The organism is Kitasatospora sp. NPDC032121 (assembly GCF_055580145.1).
Genome location: NZ_JBVILX010000003.1, coordinates 342,592 through 367,425, shown reverse-complemented (window position 1 = coordinate 367,425; position 24,834 = coordinate 342,592). Strand labels below are relative to the sequence as shown.

Annotated in this window: 22 protein-coding genes and 1 riboswitch; of the genes, 4 read left to right on the top strand and 18 right to left on the bottom strand. The window is 74.3% G+C overall.

The window, feature by feature from the left end; genetic code table 11:
* Positions 1 to 49 precede the first annotated feature (49 nt).
* The 9 genes from ACZ5OX_RS12605 to ACZ5OX_RS12565 all read right to left on the bottom strand — a co-directional run bounded on the left by ACZ5OX_RS12605 (position 50) and on the right by ACZ5OX_RS12565 (position 11,546).
* Complete coding sequence (locus ACZ5OX_RS12605; RefSeq protein WP_465629888.1) at positions 50 to 793, bottom strand: GAF and ANTAR domain-containing protein; 744 nt, start codon at positions 791 to 793, stop codon at positions 50 to 52.
* A 650-nt stretch (positions 794 to 1,443) separates the two neighbouring features.
* Positions 1,444 to 3,915 carry a SpoIIE family protein phosphatase gene (locus ACZ5OX_RS12600; RefSeq protein ID WP_465629887.1) on the bottom strand — a complete coding sequence of 824 codons (2,472 nt, stop codon included), beginning with the start codon at positions 3,913 to 3,915 and terminating at the stop codon, positions 1,444 to 1,446.
* The gene (locus ACZ5OX_RS12595; RefSeq protein WP_449787640.1) at positions 3,908 to 4,231 is read right to left on the bottom strand and encodes an STAS domain-containing protein; all 324 of its coding nucleotides are present in this window, start codon (positions 4,229 to 4,231) and stop codon (positions 3,908 to 3,910) included. The genes ACZ5OX_RS12600 and ACZ5OX_RS12595 overlap by 8 nt, the downstream gene beginning before the upstream one ends.
* Positions 4,232 to 4,322: 91 nt before the next feature.
* Positions 4,323 to 5,285: a SigB/SigF/SigG family RNA polymerase sigma factor gene (locus ACZ5OX_RS12590; protein WP_465629886.1), complete on the bottom strand. Its 963-nt coding sequence runs from the start codon at positions 5,283 to 5,285 to the stop codon at positions 4,323 to 4,325.
* A gap of 175 nt (positions 5,286 to 5,460) precedes the next feature.
* Complete coding sequence (locus ACZ5OX_RS12585; RefSeq protein ID WP_465629885.1) at positions 5,461 to 7,158, bottom strand: multicopper oxidase family protein; 1,698 nt, start codon at positions 7,156 to 7,158, stop codon at positions 5,461 to 5,463.
* 86 nt (positions 7,159 to 7,244) lie between these two features.
* Entirely contained in the window at positions 7,245 to 8,438 is a 1,194-nt protein-coding gene (locus tag ACZ5OX_RS12580; RefSeq protein WP_465629884.1) for an ABC transporter ATP-binding protein, read from the bottom strand.
* Between the two features lie 71 nt (positions 8,439 to 8,509).
* On the bottom strand, positions 8,510 to 9,343 hold the full coding sequence (locus ACZ5OX_RS12575) for a carbohydrate ABC transporter permease (protein WP_465629883.1): 834 nt from the start codon (positions 9,341 to 9,343) through the stop codon (positions 8,510 to 8,512).
* Positions 9,340 to 10,272, bottom strand: coding sequence for a carbohydrate ABC transporter permease (locus ACZ5OX_RS12570; RefSeq protein ID WP_465629882.1), 933 nt, complete (start codon positions 10,270 to 10,272; stop codon positions 9,340 to 9,342). Before ACZ5OX_RS12570 ends, ACZ5OX_RS12575 begins: the two co-directional genes overlap by 4 nt.
* Entirely contained in the window at positions 10,269 to 11,546 is a 1,278-nt protein-coding gene (locus tag ACZ5OX_RS12565) for an ABC transporter substrate-binding protein (protein WP_465629881.1), read from the bottom strand. Before ACZ5OX_RS12565 ends, ACZ5OX_RS12570 begins: the two co-directional genes overlap by 4 nt.
* A gap of 205 nt (positions 11,547 to 11,751) precedes the next feature.
* On the opposite strand from ACZ5OX_RS12565, the gene ACZ5OX_RS12560 reads away from it, so the two are divergent.
* The gene (locus tag ACZ5OX_RS12560) at positions 11,752 to 12,600 is read left to right on the top strand and encodes a universal stress protein (RefSeq protein ID WP_465629880.1); all 849 of its coding nucleotides are present in this window, start codon (positions 11,752 to 11,754) and stop codon (positions 12,598 to 12,600) included.
* Between the two features lie 28 nt (positions 12,601 to 12,628).
* Here ACZ5OX_RS12560 and ACZ5OX_RS12555 read toward each other — a convergent pair whose 3' ends face one another.
* Genes ACZ5OX_RS12555 through ACZ5OX_RS12545 form a run of 3 tightly spaced genes read right to left on the bottom strand, consistent with a single transcriptional unit; the run spans position 12,629 to position 15,548 of the window.
* Positions 12,629 to 13,462 (bottom strand): ABC transporter ATP-binding protein, encoded by an 834-nt coding sequence (locus tag ACZ5OX_RS12555; protein ID WP_465629879.1) that lies wholly within the window; start codon positions 13,460 to 13,462, stop codon positions 12,629 to 12,631.
* A complete protein-coding gene (locus tag ACZ5OX_RS12550; protein WP_465629878.1) occupies positions 13,459 to 14,553 on the bottom strand; it encodes a FecCD family ABC transporter permease in 1,095 nt (364 codons plus the stop codon). Before ACZ5OX_RS12550 ends, ACZ5OX_RS12555 begins: the two co-directional genes overlap by 4 nt.
* Entirely contained in the window at positions 14,550 to 15,548 is a 999-nt protein-coding gene (locus ACZ5OX_RS12545; protein ID WP_465629877.1) for a FecCD family ABC transporter permease, read from the bottom strand. The genes ACZ5OX_RS12550 and ACZ5OX_RS12545 overlap by 4 nt, the downstream gene beginning before the upstream one ends.
* 91 nt (positions 15,549 to 15,639) lie before the next feature.
* Here ACZ5OX_RS12545 and ACZ5OX_RS12540 point away from each other — a divergent pair, with 91 nt between their 5' ends.
* Positions 15,640 to 16,602: an ABC transporter substrate-binding protein gene (locus ACZ5OX_RS12540; protein WP_465629876.1), complete on the top strand. Its 963-nt coding sequence runs from the start codon at positions 15,640 to 15,642 to the stop codon at positions 16,600 to 16,602.
* Positions 16,603 to 16,710: 108 nt separating this feature from the next.
* Here ACZ5OX_RS12540 and ACZ5OX_RS12535 read toward each other — a convergent pair whose 3' ends face one another.
* Positions 16,711 to 17,130, bottom strand: coding sequence for a MarR family winged helix-turn-helix transcriptional regulator (locus ACZ5OX_RS12535; protein ID WP_465629875.1), 420 nt, complete (start codon positions 17,128 to 17,130; stop codon positions 16,711 to 16,713).
* Positions 17,131 to 17,199: 69 nt separating this feature from the next.
* Here ACZ5OX_RS12535 and ACZ5OX_RS12530 point away from each other — a divergent pair, with 69 nt between their 5' ends.
* Entirely contained in the window at positions 17,200 to 18,054 is an 855-nt protein-coding gene (locus tag ACZ5OX_RS12530) for an SDR family oxidoreductase (protein ID WP_465629874.1), read from the top strand.
* On the opposite strand, the gene ACZ5OX_RS12525 is transcribed toward ACZ5OX_RS12530, so the two are convergent.
* From ACZ5OX_RS12525 to ACZ5OX_RS12515, 3 genes are all read right to left on the bottom strand, one after another.
* Positions 18,055 to 18,264 (bottom strand): hypothetical protein, encoded by a 210-nt coding sequence (locus ACZ5OX_RS12525; protein WP_465629873.1) that lies wholly within the window; start codon positions 18,262 to 18,264, stop codon positions 18,055 to 18,057.
* A gap of 34 nt (positions 18,265 to 18,298) precedes the next feature.
* Positions 18,299 to 20,614 carry a 5-methyltetrahydropteroyltriglutamate--homocysteine S-methyltransferase gene (gene metE, locus ACZ5OX_RS12520; protein WP_465629872.1) on the bottom strand — a complete coding sequence of 772 codons (2,316 nt, stop codon included), beginning with the start codon at positions 20,612 to 20,614 and terminating at the stop codon, positions 18,299 to 18,301.
* Between the two features lie 173 nt (positions 20,615 to 20,787).
* Positions 20,788 to 20,996: riboswitch (cobalamin riboswitch) on the bottom strand.
* A gap of 90 nt (positions 20,997 to 21,086) precedes the next feature.
* The gene (locus ACZ5OX_RS12515; protein WP_465629871.1) at positions 21,087 to 21,539 is read right to left on the bottom strand and encodes an acyl-CoA thioesterase; all 453 of its coding nucleotides are present in this window, start codon (positions 21,537 to 21,539) and stop codon (positions 21,087 to 21,089) included.
* A gap of 497 nt (positions 21,540 to 22,036) precedes the next feature.
* On the opposite strand from ACZ5OX_RS12515, the gene cobF reads away from it, so the two are divergent.
* A complete protein-coding gene (cobF, locus tag ACZ5OX_RS12510) occupies positions 22,037 to 22,795 on the top strand; it encodes a precorrin-6A synthase (deacetylating) (protein WP_465629870.1) in 759 nt (252 codons plus the stop codon).
* Positions 22,796 to 22,901: 106 nt separating this feature from the next.
* On the opposite strand, the gene ACZ5OX_RS12505 is transcribed toward cobF, so the two are convergent.
* Both ACZ5OX_RS12505 and ACZ5OX_RS12500 read right to left on the bottom strand, forming a co-directional pair.
* Positions 22,902 to 23,354, bottom strand: a complete 453-nt coding sequence (locus ACZ5OX_RS12505; protein WP_465629869.1) for a MarR family winged helix-turn-helix transcriptional regulator — start codon at positions 23,352 to 23,354, stop codon at positions 22,902 to 22,904.
* On the bottom strand, positions 23,354 to 24,817 hold the full coding sequence (locus tag ACZ5OX_RS12500) for an MFS transporter (protein ID WP_465629868.1): 1,464 nt from the start codon (positions 24,815 to 24,817) through the stop codon (positions 23,354 to 23,356). Before ACZ5OX_RS12500 ends, ACZ5OX_RS12505 begins: the two co-directional genes overlap by 1 nt.
* Positions 24,818 to 24,834: the final 17 nt, after the last annotated feature.

Below are 24,834 nucleotides of genomic sequence, written 5' to 3'. Positions count from 1 at the left end.
ATCTCCCCTCCTGGCAAGGCTACGCCGGAGGTCCGGCGTCGGTCATCCGTCATCGGTCCTCCTCCGTGAACCGCAGTCGCCGCTCCACCAAGTCGTGCGCGACCTCGTCGATCTCCCGGCCGCGCGCGAAGGCGTGGGCCCGCAGCCGGTCGAGTGCCTCCGCGGCGGGCACGCCCAGCTGCACCATGATCATGCCGACCGCCTGGTCCACCTCGACGCCGTTGAGCGGCGACTCGTCCAGCCACGGCTGTTGCGGCAGTGCTCCGGACGGGGCCAGGAAGGAGCCGACGATCGCGAGGGTCACGCTGGTCGCGGCGACCTGGATGTCGGCTGCCCGCGTCCGTTCCGGGACGCCCGGCCGCGCGCCGTAGAGGCTGAGGACGCCGATCCCGGACGTGCCGAGGTGGAGCGGTGAGGCGTAGGCGCTGCGCAGCGTCGGGCCGGCGGGGCCGGCCGGTGTCCCCAGGCCGGCGGCCAGGTCGACGGTGAGGACCGGCCAGCGCACCTCCTCGGGCGACAGCAGGTCGGCGACGGCGACCGGGCTCCGGGTGCGGAAAGCGTCCACGCTCGGGCCCTCCCCGAGACCGAACTGCCGCTCCTCGATCCGCCGCGCCCGGTCGTCGCTGGCCCAGACCCCGGCCCGGTGCCCGGGGTCGGCCATCAGGGTGATCGCCGCGGCGTCGGCGGCCAGCGCCTCGACGCAGGCGACGCAGAGCCGCTCGGGCAGGGAGGGGAGGCCCGGGCCGTTGACGGCCTCGGCCACGATCTGCGCGATGCGCGTCAGATCGGCCATCTCCGCGCCTCGTTCTTCCGTTCGTTCTTCCGTCGTCCTGCCACCGTCGTACGGCGGTCGGCTGTCCGGGGGGCCACGCCGTCCGTGCCGCGACGTGATCATCGCAGTATAGGTGTTCACGACCGGACGGCCGCCCGACGTCAGCCGGACGGCACCCCGACGACAGCTCGACGGCGCCCCGCCCCCCGGCGGCGCTCGGCCGCCCCGGCACCGGACGCCACCGGCATCCGGCCACCCCCGCCAACCGGGCGTCCGACCACCCCTTGCGCGCCTACCCCGATCGGCCCCGGACACACTCCGGCGCCCGGGTCCGACGGGCCCGTACCCGGCCGGCCGCCCCGGTGCGGACACCACTCCCCCGCCCACCCACCGGTGGTCGCGCCGGCTGCGCCGGTCGCTGGACGCACCGGCCTGGCGCACGCCCTCCGCAACACCACCGGCGTGCCGCTGCCCCTGCTGGAGGGCTGCCCGCGCTGCCCCTGGCCCGGCAGCACGTTCCGGCTCCGGGACGGCGGATGGTGCACGGCCCGGCCACCGCGCCCCGGCCAGGCCCTGGAGACCCGGGTGCTCTCCGGGCGCCTGGACGCCCGGCTCCCCCGGCGCCCGAGGGCCGCGCCGACAACTCCGACTCCCGTCGATGGCACCCGACTTCAGACCGCCCCGGCAACACGCTCCCCCCGGACGCGCGGTCGCTGACGCCCCGGGCGCCGCCGCAGCCGGACGGCCAGCAGGCAGCTGTCGTCGTCCGGGTTGGGGCCGCCGAGGCGGGCGGCGATGTGGTCCAGGCAGTCCGCCAGGTCGCGGGCGCCGCACTCCTCGGCCGCGCGCAGCAGCCGGTCCGGGCGGATGGTGCCGTCGTCCCGGCGGTTCAGCAGGCCGTCGGTCCAGAACAGCACGGTGTCCTCGGCCGCCCGCAGCGGCAGTACGGTGTCGCGGCAGCGGGTCTCCGGCAGGGCCCCGAGGACGGTCCCGGTGGGGCCCTCGGCGAGGACGGCGGTCGTCCCCCGCAGCACGGCCGGCGGCGAGTGCCCGGCCGCGGTCCAGGTGAGCGTCCCCGCCTCCGGGTCGAGCAGGCCGCACAGCACGCTGGCGATCCGGCTGCCGCCCTGGTGGCAGAGCATCGTGTTGAGCCGCCCGAGCATCTCCGCGGGCCCCTGGCCGGTGTAGCAGAGGCCGTGCAGCGCGTGCCGGAGTTCCGTCATGCCGACGGCGGCGGCCAGGCCGTGGCCGCTGACGTCGCCGACGGCGAGCAGGACCCGGCCGTCGGCGAGGGCGGCCAGGTCGTACCAGTCGCCGCCGACCCTGGGGCGGTCCCCGGCGGGCAGGTAGCGGGCGGCGTGGTCGAGGACGGCGGCGTCGGGCTCGGGCTCGTGGGGCCCGGCCACCAGGGCGTTCTGCAGGGCCCGGACGGTCCGGTGCTCGGCCCCGGCCCGGCGGCGCTGCTCGGCGAGCCGGGCCCGGGCGTCCGCCAGGGCCCGCTCGGTGCGGTGCCACCGGCTGACGTCCTGCAGCACGCCCCGGATCACCCGAGGGCGGCCGGTGTCCGGGTCCCCGGCCGCCTCCGCGGTGACCCGCAGGGTGCGCGGCGCCTCGCCGGGCCGCTCGGTGTCGAACTCCAGGGCCGCGGTCCGCCGCCCGGCCAGCAGCCGGCGCAGGAACAGCCGGGCGGCCGGTCGGTCGGCGGGGTGCACGCGGGCCACCAGCTCGGTCGGCGCGACCGGCTCGGTGCGGTCGGGGTCGAGGCCGAGCAGCCACAGGGCCTGCGCGGACAGCTCCGGCGGCGATCCGGGCGCCCACTCGAAGCTGCCCAGTCCGGCCAGCCGCTGCGCCCGGTGCAGCCGGGCCGCGCGCTCGGCGCCGTTCCCGGGGCGCCAGGTGAGCAGCACGCCGTCGAGGAACGGCTCCGCCCGCAGGACCAGCGTCCGGTCCGGTCCGGCACCGGTGAAGTCCTCCGCCCGCCCCTCGTACCCGGCGCCGGTCGTCGCGGCCTCCAGGATCCGCGCGAAGTGCCCGGTCGTGACCAGTCCGGGGTGGAGTTCGCTCAGGCGCCGGCCTGCCGCCGCGCCGAGGCCGGCGGCGGCGTTGGCGTACCGGACCCGCAGGTCGGTGATCGCACCGCCGGGGGTGGTCCCGCGGACGGCCGAGAGCACCAGGACGGGGTCGAACACGGCGTCCAGCACGGCGCGGACCCAGTGCTCGCCGCCGGGCACCGCCGCCGGCGGCTCGTCCTCGTCGGTGGCCTCGAACCGCAGCAGGTGCCCCGCGACGAGCGCGGACAGCGCGTCGACGTACCTGGTCGCCGCGCGGGCCCGCACGGCCGGCACGTCCCAGCCGAGGCTCATCGCCCCGACGATCCGCTCGCCGCGGCGCAGCGGTACGGCGCACGCGCTGCGGCCGGGGACGATCCGTCCGCTGCCCGGCGACCGGCCGCCGTGGCTGCGCTCGAACTCCCAGACCAGGCTGCCGCCGTGGGCGGCGGCCACCAGCGGCACCCCGGTCTCCGGCGGGATGCGCTGCCACTGGCTGACCCGGCGGGGCGCCACGCCGTGGCTGCCGACCAGGAGCAGCGCGCCGTCCGGCTCCAGTCGGCCCAGCACCACGGCGACGACGCCGACCGGGGCCAGGGCCACCTGGTGCAGCAGTCGGGCCAGTTCCTCGGGCGTCTCCGCGCTGGCCAGGGCCGAGGCCGCCAGGTGGTAGCGCGCGGCCAGGCCGGGCGCCGCGGCGGCCGGGGCGGCCTTCGGCGGCCCGGGCACGGGCGCGAGTACGGGGACGGGCGCGGGAACCGGGAGCCCAGGCGCGGAGCCGGGCTCCGCCGCCGTGTCCGCGCCGGTGAGCGCCGCCGTCCCCGTGAGCGGGGCGGCGAGGCCGACCAGGCCGGCGGCGATGTCCGCGAGCCGGCGGTTGGTGTCCTGCGAGAGCTGGACGAGGTGCCCGAAGGCCTCCTCCGGCGTGCACTCCAGCCGCTCCGCGAGCATGCCCTTGGCCTGCTCGATGACGCCCCTGGTGCGCATCGCGCGCCGCAATCCCTCGGCCTCGGCGCGCAGCCGGTCGACGGCCTCCCGCAGCACCGCCGCCTCGTCGGTCAGGGCGGGTTCCGCGGGGTTCCGGTCCTCACGCACAGGCCGCCGCCACGTCCGGGTAGAGCGGCAGCACCGTGGCGACGCCGCTCAGCTCCACGAGGTCCCGCACCCTCGGTACCGCCCCGGCCAGCCGCAGCGTGCCCTGCTCGCCGCGCACCCGCCGGGCGGCGCCGATCAGGACGTTGAGGCCGGTGGAGTCGAGGAAACCGACGGCCGTGAGGTCCACGACCACGCGGGTGGCGCCCGTGTCCGCGAGCGCGTCGAACAGGTGCCGCACCTCGCGGGCGGAGAAGTCGTCGAGGTCCCCGCTGAGCGGCACCACCGTCCAGCCGTTGGCGACCGGAAAGTCCTTCATCACGGACCGTCCTCGTTGCTCGGCCCGGCCTCCGCCCCCGCCCGGGCTCCCCTCCCAGGCTAACCACCCGTGCCCCGGGCCTCCCACTCCCTCACCCGCACGCGGGCTCGTCGGCCCAGCCGGGGGCGCCGCGGTCCTCCAGCTCCTCCCGCAGCCAGGCCAGCGTGGCGCTGAGCAGCCGCGAGACGTGCATCTGGGAGACCCCGATCCGCTCGGCGATCCGGGACTGTGTCCAGCCGTCCCAGAACCGCAGCTTCAGGACGGTCTGCTCGCGTTCGGGCAGTCGGGCCAGCAGCGGCCGCACGGCGATGCGGAAGTCGACGAGTTCGATGCCGGGGTCGCACCCGCCGAGGTGGTCCAGCAGGGCACTGCCGGTCTGGTCGGCGTCCTGGTCGCGCAGCGCGTCGAGGGAGTCGGGGCGGTAGACCCGGCCCGCCATGAGGCCCTCGGTGGCCTGTTCGACGGTGAGGTGGAGGTCCTCGGCGATCTCCCCGGGCTGCGGGAGGCGGCCGAGTTCCTGCTCGAGGCGGTCGGAGCCGCGGGCGACGGAGAGGTAGAGCTCCTGCATGCCGCGCGGGACCCGCACCGGCCAGGAGGTGTCGCGGAAGAACCGCTTGATCTCGCCCGCGATGGTGGGGATGGCGTAGGTGACGAACTCGACGCCGCGCCGCGGGTCGTAGCCGTCGACGGCCTTGATCAGACCGATCGTGCCGACCTGGAGGATGTCCTCCATCTCCTCGGCGCGGTGCCGGAAACGGGCCGCGATGAAGCGCACCAGCGGCATGTTCAGTTCGATGATCGTGCCGCGGACGTAGCTGTAGGCGTGGCTCTCCCGGGCCAGCCCGGCCAGCCGCTCGAACAGGGCGTCGCTCAGCTCCCTGGCCTCGGACTTCCCCATGCGGCGCAGTGCGGCCGCCGTCGGTCGTCGCGGCAGGTCGGGCGGCAGGCCCGCGGGCACGGCTTCCCTGTCAGCGGCTTCCCGGTCGGTGGTTTCGAGGTCGGTGGTTTCGAGGTCGGTGGTTTCCAGGTCGGTGGTTTCCAGGTGGATGGACACGTGATCGCTCCTGGGCATCGGGGTGAACGCCCGGCGACGCGTGCTGGAGCCACACCTCGTGCGCCCCGGGCCTCTTCCCCCAGGACCTGTGCCCGGCTTCTTCAAGCGCGGTCCCGGTGGCACCGCCAACGGTGCCGGAGCAGCCGGAACGGTCACGGCCGCTGCATGACGGGTTCTACCCCGGGATGCGGGTCCGAACTCCTGTTCCGGCCGTTTTCCTGTTCCGCCCGCCCTGCCGCCGCGGCCCGCGGGGCCGCTGCGGCTGGACGTAGTCGATCAGCTGCATCATGCCGAGGTCCTCGTGTTGGAGCTGGTGGCAGTGCAGGACGGTGCGGCCGGTGAAGTCCTCGTACCTGACGAGGAGGGTGACGGTGTCGCCCGGCTTGCCGCCGGCCAGGTCGACGGTGTCCTGCCAGACCGGCGGGTCGAGCCGGACGCCGTTGCGGTGGGTGACGAGGACGTGGTTGGTGTGCAGGTGGAAGGGGTGGTGGACGACCGGCAAGCTGTCGTCGGTGCGCAGGGTCCACCGCTCGACGGTGCCGAGTTCCAGGGTGTGGTTGACGTACTCGGGGTCGAACAGGCCGTAGTCGGGGTCGCGGGTGAGGTCGCCCGCGGGGTCGGCGGCCGGGGTGGGGTGGCTGCCGAGGATGCGGTAGGCGTTGGGGAAGGGCTTGGCGAAGACCCCGGGGTCGACGTGGAAGACCACGGTGCGGTCGGCGCCGGGGTTGGCGATGTCCTTCTCGTCGAGGAACGGTCTGCCCTGCGGCAGCGAGGAGGGCAGCGCCATGGGCGGCCGGACGGCCGCTCCCGCCACCTCGATCGTCATCAGCGGGACGGGTACGCCCTTGGCCCGCAGTTCGTACGTCCCCGGTTCCCCGCCCCGGACCAGCACGTCGGCGCGGTTGCCCACGGCCAGGGTCACCGCCTCGGTGGCGACCGGCGCGGGGAAGGTGATCCCGTCCATGGCGATCTGATGCATCGTCAACTTCCCTTCCTCGCCGATGACCTGGAGCGAGAGGGTGGTGAACGCGGTGGCCGCGACCAGGCGCCAGCGCTGCACCTCGCCGGGGCGCAGCGCGAGGGTGGGGTTGACCGCGCCGTTGACGGTGAAGGTGGGTGGGACGGCGGCCAGGGCGTCGCCGGAGGTGAACGCGGGCACCTTTCCGTCCTTGACCCGGAGTTCGTTGACGCAGACGACGAGGTCGGCGGCGGCCTTGATCTGCGGCACCTCGTCGACGTCGCCCTCGACGATGATGACCCCGGCCATCCCTCCGGCGATCTGCTCGGCGGTGGCCCCGTGCACGTGCGGGTGGTACCAGTAGGTCCCGGCCGGGTGGTCGCGCGGGATCTCGACGGTGGTCAGGTAGCGCGGCTCCGCGGCTCCGGCCGCGGCCTCCTCGGCGGTGCGCGGCGGGAACTCGCGCAGGATGTTGTCGGCGTTGCCGGACGGCGAGACGTGCAGGCCGTGGGTGTGCAGGTTGAAGCTGTTCGGCCGGTGCGGCCGGTTGTGGCCGCCGTGGCGTGACGGGCTCGACGGCTCGGGCGGGTTCGGCGGCAGGCCGTTGATCTGGGCCAGCCAGAGCGTGTCCCCGCCGCGCACCCGCAGGGTCGGCCCCGGGATGGTCCCGTTGTAGGTGCGCGTGGTGACCGTCCCGTAGCCCGGGACGGGGGTGGCGGTGAACCGTACGTCGAGGGTCTGGTCGAGGATCACCCTCTGCGGGCCGGAGGCCGGGCGCCGTACGACCGGCTGCGGGAAGGAACTCGCCGCCGCGGCGGGCCGGGCGAGGATCCCGTCGGAGGCCGCCGCGAGGACGGCGGCTGCGGGAACGGCCTTGAGCGCCGATCGGCGGCTGATTCGGACATCTTCTCTCATAGCCGGGCAATCTAGGTCGGCTTCCGCGGGACCCCGGTCAGGCACACCGCTCACCCACGAGGGGTTGGGCCTTCCGCAGTACCCGGCTACGCATGCTCCGGATGGGTCAGGTTGGCCCCGCTGCGGGGGTCGAAGACGTGGATGCGCGCGGTGTCCACCCACAGCTCCAGCGGGCTGCCCTCGGCGGCCCGGGTGGCGGTGTTCAGCCGGGCGACCACCCGGTGCTCCAGCATGCCGGTGTCCGCCCGGCCCGAGTCGGCGGCGAGCTCGGCGAGTTCCTCGGTCACCGCCGGTCCGCCCTCCTCCGCGAAGTGGACGTAGACGTCCGAGCCGACCGACTCCCGGACCTCCACCGTCACCGTGACGGTGACCCCGCCGGGGTGCCCCTCGGCCAGGGCGGCGTCCTCGAAGTCCTCGGGGCGGATGCCGACGATCAGGTCGCGCGGCGCGTCCGCGCGCTCCAGGGCGCGCCGGGTGCGGTCGTCCAGCGGAAGGTCGCCCAACGACGTCCGCAGCGAGGCGCGCCCGGCGTCCTGCCGCAGCGCGGCGCCGAGGAAGTTCATGCCGGGCGAGCCGATGAACCCGGCGACGAAGAGGTTCACCGGTTCGTCGTACAACTGCTGCGGGGAGCCGACCTGCTGGACGACACCGGCGCGCATCACCACCACCCGGTCGCCGAGCGTCATCGCCTCGACCTGGTCGTGGGTGACGTAGACGGTGGTGGTGCCCAGACGGCGCTGGAGCGCGGCGATCTGGGTGCGCATCTGCACCCGGAGCTTGGCGTCCAGGTTGGACAGCGGCTCGTCCATCAGGAAGACCTTGGGGTCGCGGACGATCGCCCGGCCCATCGCGACCCGCTGGCGCTGCCCGCCGGAGAGGTTGGCGGGTTTGCGGTCCAGGTGCCGGGTGAGGTCCAGGATGCGGGCGGCCTCCTCGACCTTGGCGGCGATGGTCGCCCTGTCGACCTTGGCCAGCCGCAGCGCGAAGCCCATGTTGTCGCGCACGCTCATGTGCGGGTAGAGGGCGTAGCTCTGGAAGACCATCGCGATGTCGCGGTCCTTGGGCGCGCGGTCGTTGACCACCTCCCCGGCGATCCGCAGGGTGCCCTCGGTGATGTCCTCCAGCCCGGCGATCATGTTGAGGGTGGTGGACTTGCCGCAGCCGGACGGCCCGACCAGGATCACGAACTCGCCGTCGGCGATGGTGAGGTCGATGTCGCGGACGGCGAGGGCGCCGTCGGGGTAGCGCTTGGTGATGCCGTCGAGGACGATCTCGGCCACGATCCGCCTTCCTGGTCCGCCGGGTGGGGCGGCCCGTCCACTCGGGTCCGACTCGGGGGTTCGACTCGGGTTCAGCCTTTGACTGCGCCGGCGGTGAGCCCGGCGACGATGCGGCGCTGGAACAGCAGCACGAAGACCACGATCGGGATCGTGATGATCACGGCGGCGGCCGCGATCGAGCCGGTCGGCTGCTCGAACTGGGAGCTCCCGGTGAAGAAGGCGATGGCCGCCGGGACCGTCCGGGCCGAGGTGGTGGAGGTCAGCGAGATCGCGAACAGGAAGTCGTTCCAGCAGAAGATGAAGACCAGGATGCCGGTGGTGAACACCCCCGGCGCCGCCAGCGGCGCGATGACCAGCCGGAACGCCTGCCAGGGCGTGGCGCCGTCCACCTTGGCCGCCTTCTCCAGGTCCCAGGGGATCTCCCGGAAGAACGCCGAGAGCGTGTAGATCGCCAGCGGCAGCGAGAAGGTCATGTACGGGATGATCAGCCCGGCCCAGGTGTCGAACAGGCCGAGTGCCCGCTCGATGTCGAACAGCGGCGAGACCAGCGAGATCGGCGGGAACATCGCGATCAGCAGGGACACCCCGATCAGCAGCCGCTTGCCGGGGAAGCGCAGCCGGGCCACCGCGTACGCGGCCATGGTGCCCAGCACGACGGCGATGGCGGTGGCGGTCACCGCGATGCCGATCGAGTTGACCAGGGCCCGGGTGAACTCCGAAGTCTCGAAGATGCCGCGGTAGTTGGCGAGGGTCCACTTCCGGGGCACGAACGCGCCGTCGGAGAGGGTGCTCGGGTCCTTGAAGGAGAGCGCCACGATCCACCACACCGGGAAGAGCGCGTAGAGCACGACCACCAGGTTGGCGACGCCCCAGCCGGTCAGCGTCCGGTTGTGCCGGCCGCTCATCGGTGCTCCGGTTCCGCGCCCGGCGTCGCCGTGCCGAACAGCTTGACGAAGACCACGGCGATCAGCGCCACGCAGACGAAGATCAGCACCGAGATCGCCGAGCCGATGCCCAGGTTGAGCGCGGTGAACAGGTTGTCGTAGCCGAGGATCGACACCGAGCCGGTGCCGTTGGAGCCGCCGGTCAGCACGTAGATGTTGTCGAAGATCCGGAAGGCGTCCAGGGTGCGGAAGAGCAGCGCGACCAGGATCGCCGGCTTCATCAGCGGCAGGATCACCAGCCGCAGCCGCTGCCCGAAGCCCGCGCCGTCCACCATCGCCGCCCGGACCGTCTCGTCCGGCACGAGGGCCAGGCCGGCGAGCAGCAGCAGCGCCATGAACGGGGTGGTCTTCCACACCTCCGCGAGGATGATCAGACCGACGGCCGGCCACCGCTCCGTCAGCGGCGCACTGCCCTCCGGCAGCAGGGCGGCCAGGTAGCCGGTGCCCGGGGTCCAGGCGTACTGCCAGGAGTAGGCCGCCACCACGGTGACGATCCCGTACGGCACCAGCACCGCGGTGCGCACCGTGCCGCGCCCGAAGAGCGTCCGGTGCATCACCAGCGCGAGCGCCAGGCCGAGCGCCAGCTCCACGGCCACCGACACCACGGTGATCAGCACCGTGACGCCGAGCGCCTGCCACCAGTACGGCGAGGCCAGCACCGCGCCGTAGTTGGCGAGCCCGACCCAGTGCGCCTGCTCGGGGAAGCGCAGGTCGTAGCGCTGCAGGGACAGGTAGACGGCGTAGCCGATCGGGTAGGCGGTGACGGCGAGCATCACGATCACCGCGGGGGCGCACAGCAGCCAGCCCAGCCGGCGCTCCTGGCGGGCGCCGAGCGAGGGCCCGGCCGGTCGCGGTACGGCCGCGGCGGCGGCCTCGGTGGACGGTGTCACGGGATCAGCCCCTTCGAGCCGAGGGCGTCCTGGATCTGCCCGCGGAGGTCGGCCACGTCCTTCTCCGGATGGATGCCGGCGGGCGGGGAGAGGGTGTGCGAGACGGCGATGGAGACGTTCTGGTAGGCCGGGGTCTGCGGCCGCACGCTGGCTGAGTCGAGGGCGGCCAGCACGTCGGCGGCGAACGGGTAGCTGGCGGTGAGTTCGGCCGTCTCGTACAGGCTGCGCAGCGAGGGCGGCAGGCCGCCCTTCAGCGCGTTGGTGAGCTGGTTGTCCCGGTCGCGCAGGCAGAGGGTGGCCTCGGCGGCGAGGTCCGGGTGCCGGCTGTAGGCGCCCACCGCCAGGTCGATCCCGCCGATGGTCACGGTGGCGGGGCGGTCGGCGCTCACCGCGGGGTACGGGGCCCAGCGGAAGTGCGGGAACAGCTCCGGCCGGTTGGCCTTCATCGAGGGGTAGACGAAGGGGTAGTTGAGTTCGAAGGCGGCCGTGCCGGACTCCATCGCGAGCCGGTTCTGGTCCTCCATCTGGTTCGGCAGCGAGGGGTCGGCGGCCACCGACGTCGCCAGGTCGCGCATCACCCCGGCGGCCGTGACGGCCGGCTCCCCGAGCGAGGGCGCCTGCGCGTCGGGGGTGAGGATGGTGCCGCCCGCGCTGGTGACCAGCGTGTTGAACCAGACCGTCAGCCCCTCGTACTGGGCGCCCTGGATCTCCACGAAGTGCGGCTTGCCCTCGTCGGCCAGCTCCCGCGCCCGGGAGAGCATCTGCGCCCAGGTGTCGGGCGGGGTCGGCACCAGGTCGTCGCGGTACCAGAGCAGCTGGGTGTTGGAGTTGTACGGCACCGCGTACAGCCGGTCCCGCCAGGTCGCGGTGCGCACCGCCGCGGCGAGGGTGTCGGCGGTGGCCTGTTCGCGCATCGCCCCGGTCCACTCGCGGATCCAGCCGGCCTCGGCGAACTCGGCGGGCCAGGTGACGTCCAGGCCGAGGATGTCGACCTCGGTGTCGTGCGCCGCCATCCGGCGCACCAGCTGCTGGCGCTGGCCGTCGGCGCCGCGCGGCAGCTTGTTGTAGCGGATCGTGTAGCGGCCGCCGGACCGCTGCCCGCAACGGTCGGCGGCCTGCTGGAGGGCACCCGAGTCGTCCGGGAAGTTGTACCAGTTCAGGGTGACCGGGCCGCCGCCCCCGCCACCCCCGCAGCCGACCAGGGCGGAGGCGAGCACGGCCAGTCCGGCGGCGGCGCTCGCCCACCGCGAGCGGAGACGGGGGACCCTCGGCATCGTTCTCCCGGAGTGGGACGGACCGGTCCGGGAGACCCTAGCCGGGCTCCCCCGCCCGGCCCGGGCTGTGCCGCGCCGCCCGCCCGCCGACCAGCCGGACGGCCGAACCGGGGGCCGGGCCTCCGGGAGGCGCCGGTCGGGGCCCGCGCGGATACTGGGCGCACACGCAGAGACCTCCGGCCGCACCGGAACCGAGGAGCACGCCGTGACCGGACCCGTCGTCGTCGGATTCGACGGCTCACCCGAGAGCCAGGCCGCCGCCGTGTGGGCCGCCCGCGAGGCGCAGCGCCGCGGCCTGCGCCTGGACGTCCTCCAGGCCTGGCCCCGCCCGAAGCACCTCGCTCCCGGCAGCGAACGCGGCGACCACCAAGCACTGGCGCAACTCGCCGAACACGAGGGCGAGTTGCGCTCCCTCGCGCCCGAGGTGGAGGTCGCCGCCTCCTCCGTGGCCGGCGATCCCGTGGAGGCGCTGGAGGCCGCCGGGCGGAGCGCCGCCGTGCTGGTGCTCGGCTCGCGCGGCCTGAGCACCCTGCGCGGGTTCCTGGTCGGCTCGGTGAGCCAGGAGGTGCTGCGGCGGGCGGCCTGCCCGGTGGTGCTGGTCCGCTCCGACGCGGACGAGCCGGAGGGCGAGGTGACGCTCGGCCTGGACCTCGGGCGCCCGGCGGAGCCGGTGCTGGCCTTCGCCTTCGAGGCCGCCGCGCTCCGCTCGGCGCCGCTGCGCGTGGTGCACGTCTGGTCCCCGCCGGCCGGCAGCGAGTACATGTCCTACGGGGCGATCGGCGGGCTGGAGCGCGAGACGTCCGCGGCCGAGGACAGCGGGCTGGCGCGGGCCCTGGCGCCCTGGCGGGCCCACCACCCGGAGGTCGAGGTGACCACCGAGCTGATCCGGGGCAAGCCCGCCGTGGACCTGGTGGACGCCGCCGCGTCGTCCCGGCTGCTGGTGGTCGGCCGCAGGGTCCGGCACCTGCCGCTGCGCCACCACCACATCGGCCCGGTCGCGCACGCCGCGATCCACCACGTGCACTGCCCGGTCGCGGTCGTCCCGTACGGCTGAGGGCGCTGCGGGTGCGCCGCCCGGGAGGTCAGCGGGTCCGGGGGGCGAGGCCGACGGGGCAGACGACCGGGGTGCCGTGGACCGGGTCGGTGAGGATCGCGCTCTCCACCCCGTACAGCTCGCGCACCAGCTCCGGGGTGACGATGTCGCGCGGCGCACCCTGGGCGGCGACCTTCCCGTCCCGCATGGCCACCATGTGGTCGGCGTAGCGGCAGGCGGTACTGAGGTCGTGCAGGACGAGGACGATGGTGCGGCCGCGCGCGGTCAGGCCGCGCACCATCTCCAGCACCTCCAGGGCGTGGCCCATGTCCAGCGCCGAGGTGGGTTCGTCCAGCATCAGGATGTCGGTGTCCTGGGCGACGGCCATGGCGATCCAGGCGCGCTGGCGCTGGCCGCCGGAGAGGGTGTCCAGCGGGCGGTCGGCCAGCTCGTGCAGGTCGGCGGCGGTGAGCGCGTGCTCGACCGCCTCGGCGTCGGCGGCGGACCACTGCCGCAGCAGGCCCTGGTGCGGCTGGCGGCCGTAGCGGACCAGGTCACGGACGGTCAGCCCGTCCGGGGCGGTGGCGGACTGCGGCAGCAGGCCGATGATCCGGGCGATCGCCCGGGTGGAGAGCGAGGTCAGCGGCTTGCCGTCGAGCAGCACGGCGCCGGAGCGCGGGGCGATGGTCCGGGCGAGGCCGCCGAGCAGGGTGGACTTGCCGCAGCCGTTCGGGCCGACGATGACGGTGACCTGCTGCCGCGGCAGTTCGAGGTCCAGCTCGCGGACCACGATGGTGCGGTCGTGGCCGAGGCTGAGCGCACTGGTCGCCAGGCGGTGGGCCGGGGCGGCGGCGGTCGCGGCGGTCGCGGTGCGGGCGGTCATGCGGTCCTCCGGGGACGGGTGGTGAGCAGCAGCCAGAGCAGGTAGGGGCCGCCCACGACGGCGGTGACCAGGCCGGCCGGCACCTCCAGCGGCGACAGGACGGTGCGGCCGATCAGGTCGGCGAGCAGGGTGAAGGCGGCGCCGGCGGCGGCCGAGGTGAGCACCGGCACGCAGCGCGGCCCGGCGATCCGGCGGGCGGCCTCGGGCGCGGCGAGCGCGATCATGCCGAGCGGTCCTGCGACGGCCACCGCCAGGCCCGCGCAGACCACGGCGACCGCCAGGACGCCGATCCGCAGGCCGCGCACCCGGACGCCCAGTCCGGTGGCGACGGCGTCGGAGAAGCGCAGCAATGACAGTCGCCGGCCGAGCAGCACGGCGGCGGGCAGGCAGGCCAGCAGGCCGAGTTCGAGGAGGCCGACGGTGTCGGCGTCCCGGCTGTTGAGGGTGCCGACCGTCCAGCCGTAGGCGGAGTTGGCGGCGTCGATGGCGGCGCGGGAGAGCATCAGGTTGGTCACCGCGCCGAAGACCGCGCCGATGCCGAGGCCGACGACCAGGAAGCGGTAACCGTTGCGGCCGGCCCCGCCGCCGAGCGCGAAGGCGAGCGAGGCGGCGGTGGCGGCGCCCACCAGGGCGGCGGCGGAGGGCAGCAGCTGGGTGGCGACGCCGGTGACTGAGGCGACGGCGAAGGCGGTGGCGCCCTCGTTGAAACCGACGGTGTCCGGGGTGGCCAGCCGGTTCTGGGCGAGGGTCTGCATCAGGCAGCCCGCGACGCCGAGGGCGGCGCCGACGGCCAGGGCCGCCTCGGCGCGGGGCAGCCGCAGCTTCTCCACCAGCAGCACGTCGCGCGCGGTGCCGTCGCCGAAGGCGGCGCGCAGGGCGGTCACCGGATTCAGGTTCGTCTCGCCGACGGCCAGGCAGACGGCGGTCACCGCGACCACGACGAGCAGCAGGGCGGTGCAGCCGAGCAGCGGCCGGACCGGGACGAGCACCGAGCGGCCGCTCAGGGCGAGCAGCCGGGTGCCGGGCGGGGTCGACGGCCGGGGCGCGGCCGAGTGGGTGTCGGGGTTCGAGGCTTTCAGGGTGGGGGTCACAGCGCGGGCATTCTGTGCGAGCGGACGACGGCGACCAGGACGGGGGCGCCGCACAGGGCGGTCATCACGCCGAGCGGCATCTCGTACGGGCGGGCGACCAGTCGGGAGGCCACGTCGGCGAGCAGCACGACGGCCGGCCCGAGCAGGGCGGAGACCACGAGCAGTCGGCGCAGGTCGGGGCCGACCAGGGCCCGGGCGGCGAAGGGCACCACCAGGCCGACGAAGGAGACCGGCCCGGCGATCGCGGTGGCGGCGCCGACCAGCAGGGCGACGGCTGCCACCGCGAGGGCGCGGGCCCGGCGGGGCTTGTGGCCGAGGCCGGTGGCGACGTCGTCGCCGAGGCTGAGCGCGGTCAGCGCCGGGCCGGAGAGCAGCGCCAGGACCAGGCCGAGCAGCAGCACCGGCAGCACGGCCAGCAGTTGGTCGGTGCCCCGGCCGGCGACCGAGCCGATGGTCCAGAACCGGATCTCGTCCGCGGCCCGGGCGTCGGACAGCAGCAGTACGGAGGAGCCGGCGTTCATCAGCCCGCTCAGCGCCGCTCCGGCCAGCACCAGCCGGACGGGGTCGTCGCCGGTGCCGCGCAGCCGGGCGGCACCGAGCGCCAGCAGGCAGCCGGCGGCGGCGCCCAGCACGGCGACGTACGGGCCGACGCTCGCCGCGCCGGCGCCGAGCACGATCGCGATCACCACGGCGAAGGAGGCGCCGGTGCTCACTCCGAGCAGGCCGGGCTCGGCCAGCGGGTTGCGGGCGGCGGCCTGGAGCACGGTGCCGGCCACGCCGAGCGCGAGGCCGACCGCGAGGGCCACGGCGGTGCGCGGGGCGCGCAGGTGGAACACGGTGAACCGGGAGTCGGAGTCGCCGTCACCGAGCAGGGTGGCGAACGCCCGTGACGGCCCCACATCGCCCGCGCCGAGCAGCAGGCTCGCCAGCACGGCGAGCAGCAGGATCCCGCCGGCGGGCAGCAGTCCGCGCAGCAGGAGTGATCGGGTTGTCACACCGGGCCTCCCCCGTCAGGGCTTTACGTACGGTTAGGCTAACCTCAGAAAAACGGTTCGCCCGTAAACTACCATTGCTCGGAGAACACCCATGCTTGGCACCCGCTTTACCAAGACCGTGCTCGGCGCGGCCGTCGTCGGCGCCCTCTCCCTGGGCCTGACCGCGTGCGGCTCCTCCGGGTCCGACGGCTCCGCGGGTGACTCCGGCTCCTCGTCCACCGCCGCCGCGAAGGACGGCAAGCGCAGCATCGACACCGCCTTCGGCGCCGTGGAGGTCCCGGCCGAGGCCAAGCGGGTCGTCGCCCTCAACGACACCTCGCTGGACACCGCACTCTCACTCGGCGTCACCCCGGTCGGCACCAGCTCCAGCCGCGGCGGCACCACCGCCCCCGCCTACCTGAAGGCCGACGCCATCCCGCTGGTGGCCACGGTCAAGGAGCCCAACATCGAGGCGATCCTCAAGGCCACGCCCGACCTCATCCTGGCCTCCTCGGGCATCGAGAAGTCCCAGTACGAGAAGCTCTCCGCGGTCGCCCCGACCATCGTCCCCAAGGCCGGCGACTGGCGCTCGGTGCTCGCCGTGTACGGCGACGCGCTCGGCCACAAGGACGACCTGACGGCCAAGCTGGACGCCCTGGACAAGCGCGCCGCCAAGGCCGGCGAGGGCAGGACCGGCAGCGCCGTGGTGATGCGCTGGATGCCCAACGGGCCGATCGTGATGAACACCACCAACATGCCCGGCGACCTGCTGAAGAAGGCCGGCGCCGGCACCATGCCGATCGCCGACGACCTGGGCGCCCAGCCCCACTCGGACCCGCTGTCCCTGGAGAACCTCAACAAGGCCGACGCCGACCGGGTGTTCGTCGCCACCCTCAACGCCGACGGCGAGAAGGCCCTGGAGAGCGCCCGCAAGCAGGAGGCCTTCACCCGCCTCAAGGCGGTGGGCACCAACCAGCTCATGGGCGTCGACGGCCAGGTGTGGAGCAGCAGCTCCGGCCCGATCGCGGCGGAGAAGGTCGTCGAGGACATCGAGAAGGCCTTCGGCGCGAAGTAGCCCCACCCGGCAGGGAATTACCCCCCCCCCGAGAACTTCCGAAGGGATTCCGAAGGAGTTCCGAGGGAAGGGCCGCAGCCCCCCGGACAACCGCCCGGGGGGCTGCCGTCATGCCTCCAGGACCAGCCGCAGGAGCTCGCGCAGGGACTCGCGCTGCTCGGCGCCGAGCCGGGCCAGCGGGTCTCCGGCGAAGGGCATCCGGGCCCGCAGGTCGGCGGCGACCTCGCGCCCGGCGGCGGTGGCGGCGACCCGCTTCACGCGGCGGTCGGCGGGGTCGACGCTGCGCTCGACCAGACCGCGGGACTCCAGCCGGTCGATGATCACCGTCACGTTGGACGGCTCCGCGTGCAGCTTCTCGGCGATCCGGCGGGTCGGGACCGGCGCTTCGGCCGCGAGCAGCGCCTTGGCCTGCAGCGCGGTCAGCTCGTGGACCGCCGCGGCCGCCTCGGACTCCCGGCCGTAGCGGCGGTTGATGGCCGCGAAGAGTCCGACGATCTCGGGGGTGAGGTCATCCGATGGGTGGGGCATGACCACCAGGGTATCGAGGTGCTTGACAAAGTGAAATATCGGACCACATAGTTATGGATCATATTGGTTATGAACCATAAGCATATGGAGTCCAGCGCGATGAGCAACAAGACCGTCCTGATCACCGGCACCTCCTCCGGCATCGGCCTGACCACCGCCGTCGCCGCAGCCCGCGGCGGCTGGCACGTGATCGCCACCATGCGGAACACCGCGAAGGCCGGCGCACTGCTGGCCGCCGCCGAGCAGGCCGGGGTCACCGTCGACGTCCGGGCGCTGGACGTCACCGACCCGGCCTCGGTCGAGGCCTGCCTGTCCGGCGTCGACCGGCTGGACGCCCTGGTCAACAACGCCGGCGCCGGCCACATCGGCACCCTGGAGCAGGAGAGCGTCGACGACGTCCGCGCCGTCATGGAGGTCAACTTCTTCGGCGTACTGCACGTCACCAAGGCCGCCCTGCCCCTGCTGCGGGCGAGCAAGGGCCGGGTGCTGACCGTGACCAGCGTCGGCGGCGTGGTCGGCCAGCCCTTCAACGAGGCGTACTGCGCTGCCAAGTTCGCGGTGGAGGGCTTCATGGAGTCCCTCGCCCCGGTCGCGGCCACCGCCGGGGTGTCCGTCAGCGTGGTCGAACCTGGCGCGGTGGCCAGCGAGTTCGTCAGCAACGTGGGCCTCACGGACGACGCCGCCGAGCAGGCCGGGCCGTACGCGCCGGCCCTGGCCGGCTACCTGGAGCGCACCCGCAACGCCTTCGCCAACGCACAGGCGGCCGAGGACGTGGCCACCCGCATCCTCGGCCTGCTCGAGGCCGAGCGCCCCGCCTTCCGGCTGCTCACCTCCGACGCCGCCCGGGCCTTCGCCGGGGTGAAGCTCAAGGACCTCGACGGCTCGGCCGTGCAGACGCTGACCGCCGGCTGGGTCACCCCGTGATCACCCGAGCCGCAGGGCCGGCCAGGTAGCCGGCCGGGCCCCGCGGGCGTCCGGGACACGGCAGCCGGGCACCGTCCACGGGTGCGGCAGCGGCTGCCCCTGGGCGCGCCGCTCGCGGTCGAGCTCGGCACCGGCCGCGCCGCCCGGTACACCCTCCGTCAACGCCCGCTGGAGGACGCGCAGCCGCCGGGGCGGGCGCGGCGGCCTCACCGCGCCCGCTCCGGCTCCCGCCAGCCGACCTCCGTCAGCCGGCCAGTTCCGCGCGCAGCGTCCGGGCGGCGGCGACCAGGCTCTCCAGCGAGGCCCGGGTCTCCGGCCAGCCGCGGGTCTTCAACCCGCAGTCCGGGTTGACCCAGAGCCGCTCCGCCGGGATCGCCGCCAGGCCCGCGCGCAGCAGGGAGACCGCCTCCGCGGTGCCGGGGACGCGCGGCGAGTGGATGTCCCAGACGCCGGGGCCCACCTCGCGCGGGTAGCCCGCCTCGGCGAGTTCACCGGCCACCTCCATGTGGGAGCGGGTGGCCTCCAGCGAGATGACGTCCGCGTCGAGGTCGTCGATCGCGGTCATGATCGCGCCGAACTCGGCGTAGCACATGTGGGTGTGGATCTGGGTGTCGGCCCGCACCCCGGAAGTGGCCAGCCGGAAGGCCTCGGTGGCCCAGTCCAGGTACGCCGGGCGGGCGGCGGCCCGCAGCGGGAGGGTCTCGCGCAGGGCCGGTTCGTCCACCTGGACCACGGCCGCGCCCGCCGCCTCCAGGTCGCCGACCTCGTCGCGCAGGGCGAGGGCGACCTGGCGGGCGGTGTCGGCGAGCGGCTGGTCGTCGCGGACGAAGGACCACGCGAGCATGGTGACCGGGCCGGTGAGCATGCCCTTGACCGGGCGGTCGGTCAGGCTCTGCGCGTAGCCGAACCAGTCGGTGGTCATCGGGTGCGGGCGGGAGATGTCCCCGGCCAGCACCGGCGGGCGTACGTACCGGGTGCCGTACGACTGGACCCAGCCGTGCCGGGTGGCGAGGTAGCCGGTGAGCTGCTCGGCGAAGTACTGGACCATGTCGTTGCGTTCGGGCTCGCCGTGCACCAGGACGTCCAGGCCGGCCTTCTCCTGGTAGGCGATGACCTCGCGGATCTCGGCCTCCATCCGCTCCCGGTAGGTGTTCGCGTCGATCCGACCAGCCGTCAGATCGGCGCGTGCGGTGCGCAGTTCGGTGGTCTGCGGGAAGGATCCGATGGTGGTGGTCGGCAGCAGCGGCAGGCCGAGCCGGGCGCGCTGGGCCTCGGCCCGCTGCGGGTAGGCCTGGGCCCGGCGGGTGTCGTCGGCGGTGACGGCGGCGGCCCGGGCGCGCACCGCCGGGTCGTGGGTGATCGGGGAGTTGGCGCGGGAGGCGAGGTCGGCTCGGTTGGCGGCGAGTTCGGCGGTGATCGCGCCGGTGCCCTCGCGCAGGCCGCGGGCGAGCAGCGCCGTCTCGGCGGCCTTCTGCTTGGCGAAGGCCAGCCAGCGGGCGATCTGCGGGTCCAACTCCCGTTCGGCGGCGGCGTCGAGCGGGACGTGCAGCAGGGAGCAGGACGGCGCGACGTCGACGATGCCGGCGAGGCCCAGCAGGGTCGCCAGGGTGGACAGCGACTTCTCCAGGTCGTTGATCCAGATGTTGCGCCCGTCGATCACCCCGGCGACCAGCCGCTTGCCGGGCAGGCCGCCGACGGCGGCGAGGTCCTCCAGGTTGGCGGCGGCCGGACCGGTGAAGTCCAGCGCCAGGCCCTCCACCGGGGCCTTGGCCAGCACCGGCAGCGCCTCGCCGAGCCGGTCGAAGTAGCTCGCGATCAGCAGCTTGGGCCGCTCGGTGAGGGCGCCGAGCTCGCGGTAGGCCCGGGCGGCGGCGTTCAGCTCGGCCGGGGTCCGGTCCTGGACCAGCGCGGGCTCGTCCAGCTGGACCCACTCGGCCCCCGCGGCCCCGAGCGCCGCGAGCAGCTCCGCGTAGACCGGCAGCAGCCGGTCCAGCAGGGTGATCGGCTGGAAGTCCTCGGCCACCCCGGGGGCCGGCTTGGCCAGCAGCAGGTAGGTCACCGGACCGACCAGCACCGGACGGGCGGTGTGGCCGAGCGCGAGGGCCTCCTCGAACTCGCCGACCGCCTTGGCCGGGTTCGCGGCGAACACCGTGTCCGGCCCCAACTCCGGCACCAGGTAGTGGTAGTTGGTGTCGAACCACTTGGTCATCTCCAGCGGCGCGACGTCCTGGTTGCCGCGCGCCATCGCGAAGTACCCGTCCAGCGGGTCGGCGTCGACCGCCTCCCGGTGCCGCGGCGGGATCGCGCCGACCGCCACGCTGGCGTCCAGCACGTGGTCGTAGAACGAGAAGTCACCGGTCGGGACCTCCCCGACCCCCGCCTCGGCGAGCTGGGCCCAGTTGGTCCGGCGCAGGTCGGCCGCGGTCGACAGCAGCGCCTCGGCCGTGACCACGCCCTTCCAGTAGCCCTCGATCGCCTTCTTCAGTTCACGGTCACGACCCTGCCGGGGGTAGCCGTACGCGGTGGCCACGGACGCCGCGGCTGCGGACTTCGCTGTCAAGGGACTCTCCTTCGCGAGCCTGAATCCTCAAGTGCACCGGTGGTGGCACGAGGACGCGAAGGGATGACGAACCGGACGGACACCCGCACCCGTGCACGGCTCCGCCTGGTATGGTCGCCGACCCGCCCACGAGGTCACCGGATGGCCGCACGCGAACGGTCGCGCACGGGCAGTGGCAGGTCTTCGGACTCGTGGGCACGCCCACCCGGCCGAAACCGGGGCGGACACCTACTGGCCGTCGCTTCCCAGACCCGTCCCGGGTCCAGTGCGTATGACGGCGGTCGTTCCCACTCACCGCTGCGGGGCAGTCCCGGACTGGCCAGTTGAAAGGCGTCACCGGGTTCCCTCTTACGACACCCCGCCTGGCGGACGGGGCGAACCAGCTGCGTCGCCAGCTTAGGGGCAGAAGGTCGCCGTCGAGGCGGAAATCTCGAAAGGCGTCCGTATCGTGGGACGTCGCCGCCGCGTACGGCTACTCGGCCGAAGGTCCGCGCAGCTTGTCGGGGCCGCCGTCCTCCGGGACCAGCTCGGGGACGGGGTGGGGCCGCCCCTGCGAGTCGATCGCCACGAAGACCAGCTCCGCCGTCGCCACCCGGGTCACCGGCCCGGCGAGGTTCCAACGCTCCGAGGTCACCTCCACCGACACGTCCATCGAGGTCCGCCCGACGCTGCCGACCCGGGCTCGGACGGTGAGGAGGTCTCCCGCCCGGACGGGCGCGAGGAACGACATCCCCCGGACGGAGACGGTGACCGCGGGAACACCGGCGTGCCGGCCCGCGGCCGCGGCGGCCGCGTCGTCGATCAGCTTCATCATCACGCCGCCGTGCACCGAACCGTAGAGGTTGGTGTCGTGGTCGCTCATGATGTGGGCGAGGGTGACCGCCGAGTCGGCCGGGGTGCGGGAGAGGACAGCGGGACTGGTCACAGCGACGGCCCGCCCGTCATGGCGCCGTGGGAATCGTGGTCGGCGTTCCGCTGCACGGAACTCTCCTTCGTGAGGTCGCGCACCTCGGGCACGCCGAGGAGCGGGCAGCCGTCCGTATACGGCCCACCCGCACCATCGGCCCGCCCTCGGGGTCGTGGTGGGCCGCGGGCCACCACGGCACGCGGGCAGCGGCAGGTCTTCGGACTCGTGGGCGCGCCCTCCCGGCCGAACCGGGACGGACACCCACCGGTCGTCGCTCCCCGGACCCGTTGCCGGGCCCGGCGCGCAGGACGGCGGTCGTTGCCGCTCGCCGCCGCGGGCGGTCCCGGACTCCCTCCGGGTTCCCTCGTGACGACACCCCGCCCGGCGGGCGGGGCGAACCAGCTGCCTCGCCAGCTTACGTCCATCCGCGCAGCTCACAGCCACCGCCCACCGCTTCGGCCGGCCATGCACGGCCCCCGGGCCCGTACGCCGGGGCGGACGGCAGAATGTCCCCCATGCGGCACATCTTCGTCATCGGCATCGGTGCGGGCGACCCGGACCACCTCACCCTGCAAGCGGTCAAGGCGATCGGTCGCACCGACGTCTTCTTCATCCTCGACAAGAGCGAGGAACGGCAGGACCTGATCGCGCTGCGCCGCCGGATGCTGGCCGAGCACGGACGGCCCGGGCACCGCGTGGTCGAGGTGCCGGACGCCGAGCGGGACCGCACGACCCCGGCGTACGCGGCCGCCGTGGACGACTGGCGCGTCCGCCGCGCCGACCTGGTCGAACAGCTGCTCGCCGAGCACCTCGGCCCGGGCGAGAGCGGCGCGTTCCTGGTCTGGGGCGACCCGGCCCTCTACGACAGCGTCATCGCCGTGGTGGACGACGTGTCCACCCGGGGCGGCGCGCCGTTCGAGTACCAGGTCATCCCGGGCATCAGTAGCGTCTCCGCGCTCGCCGCCCGGCACCGCACCACGCTGACCAGGGTCGGCCGCCCGGTGCAGATCACCACCGGCCGCCGCCTGGCCGAGGGCTTCCCCGAGGGGGTGGACGACGTGGTGGTGATGCTCGACGGCCGGGCCGCCTTCACCGAGATCGACCCCGAGGGGCTGGAGATCCACTACGGCGCCTACCTCGGCACCCCCGACGAGGTGCTCGACTCCGGGCCGCTCGCCGAGGCGGCCCCGCGGATCCGTGAACTGCGGGAGCGGGCCCGGGAGCGCAAGGGCTGGATCATGGACACCTACCTGCTCCGGCGCTCGGACGGCTGACGGCCCACGGCTGACGGCTCACGGCTCACGGCTCACGGCTCACGGCTCACGGCTGACCGCTTCTCGCTTCCCGCCGACCGGGTCAGACGGTGAGCCGACCGCGGCCTCAGTCCAGCAGCTTCGCCAGTACCCGGTCGAGCGCGCGCAGGTCCTCCGGCGGCAGTCCGAGCAGCGCGTCCGGCGGCGTGGTGAGGATCGCGGTGGCGAGCGCCGCCTTCGCCTCGCCCTCCTCGGTGAGGTGGACCAGCTTGGAGCGCCGGTCGGCCGGGTTGGTGATGCGTTCGGCGAGCCCGCGCCGCACCAGGTCGTCCACGATGACGGTGGTGTACGGCGGATCGGCGGTCAGCCGCTCGGCCAGCTCCCGCAGGGTGATCGGGCCGGCGGCGAGCCGGCGCAGCGCCCTGACCCGACTGAAGCTCATGCCCAGGGCGTCGGCGACGGTCTTGCGGCGGTCGTCGCGCTCCAGCACGAGCGCGTACATCCCCTGCCAGACCCGGGCCGCCATGGCGGCGTCGGCCCCGCTCCCCTTGGGGTGCCCGCCGGTGTCAAGGCGCTCCATCAGGCGTCCACCGTCTCCTTCGTCTCCTCGGTTCCCTCGGCCGGCTCCTGCTCGGCGAGCCGTCGCGCCACGCGCTCGGCCGTCGTCCGGGCCCAGCGGCCGGAAGTGAGCGTACCGGTGACCAGCACGGCCGCCCCGCAGCCGGCGATGATCCACCAGGCCGTCCGCGCGGCCCCGGTGAAGTCCGCCGGGTCCGCCAGGGCGGTTCCGGCCATCAGGGCGCCGGTCACCGCGACGCCCAGGGACTGGCCGACCTGCCGGCTGGTGGAGGCCACGGCCGCCGCCACCCCGGCCTGAGAGCGGGGCATCCCGGAGACGGCGGTGTTGGTGATGGGCGCGTTGACCAGGCCGAAGCCGGTACCGAAGAGCAGGAAGGCGACGACCAGCAGCCCGGTCGGCAGGTGCTCGGAGTAGCCGACCGCCTGGAGCACGGCGCTCGCGGTGAGCGTCGTCCCGGCCAGCAGCAGCGGCGTGCGCGGCCCCCGGGTGGCCACCATCCGGCCGGACAGCGGCGCGGTGAGCAGCGACATGACGGCCATCGGCAGCATGAACAGCCCGGCGTGCAGCGGGTCGAGACCGCGGACGTCCTGGAGGTACAGGGAGCTGAGGAACAGGAAGCCGCCGAGGCCGGCGAAGGCGGCGACCGCGATCACGGTGGCACCGGAGAACGGTGCGGAGCGGAAGAACCGCAGGTCGATCAGCGGGTCGGTGCGCCGGGGTTCGTACCAGAGCAGGCCCAGCAGGGCGGCCGGCGCGGCCGCGGCGCAGCCGAGCACCACGGGCGAGGTCCAGCCGCGCTCCGGCGACTCGATGATCGCGTAGGTGAGGGCGGCGAGCAGCACGATGACCAGCAGCTGTCCGATCGGGTCCACCCGGCGGGTGCGGGCCGCCCGCGACTCCGGCACGTAGCGGGTGGTGAGGAAGAGTGCGGCCAGGCCGATCGGGACGTTGATCCAGAAGATCGCCCGCCAGCCGGCCGACTCGACCAGCGCGCCGCCGATGATCGGCCCGGCGGCCATGCTGATGCCCACCACGCCGCTCCAGACGCCGATCGCGCGGGCGCGCTGCCGGGAGTCGGTGAAGGTGTTGCTGATGATCGACATGGCGACGGGGTTCAGCATCGAGCCGCCGACCGCCTGCAGCATCCGCGCGGCGATCAGCCAGCCGAGCCCGGGGGCGAGGCTGCACAGCAGGGAGGCGCCGGTGAACACCACCAGCCCGATCCGGAACACCCGGCGGCGGCCGATCCGGTCGGCGGTGGAGCCGGAGAGCATCAGCAGGCTCGCCAGTACCAGGGTGTAGGCGTCGACCGTCCATTGCAGTCCGGACACCGAGGTGTCCAGGTCGCGCCGGATGGCGGGCAGGGCCACGTTCAGGATGGTGTTGTCGAGGCTGACGATCAGCAGGCTCATGCAGCAGATGGCGAGCACGAGCCAGGGCCGCGGTCGAGCGGCATCGGGCATGACGAACGCTCCATGAT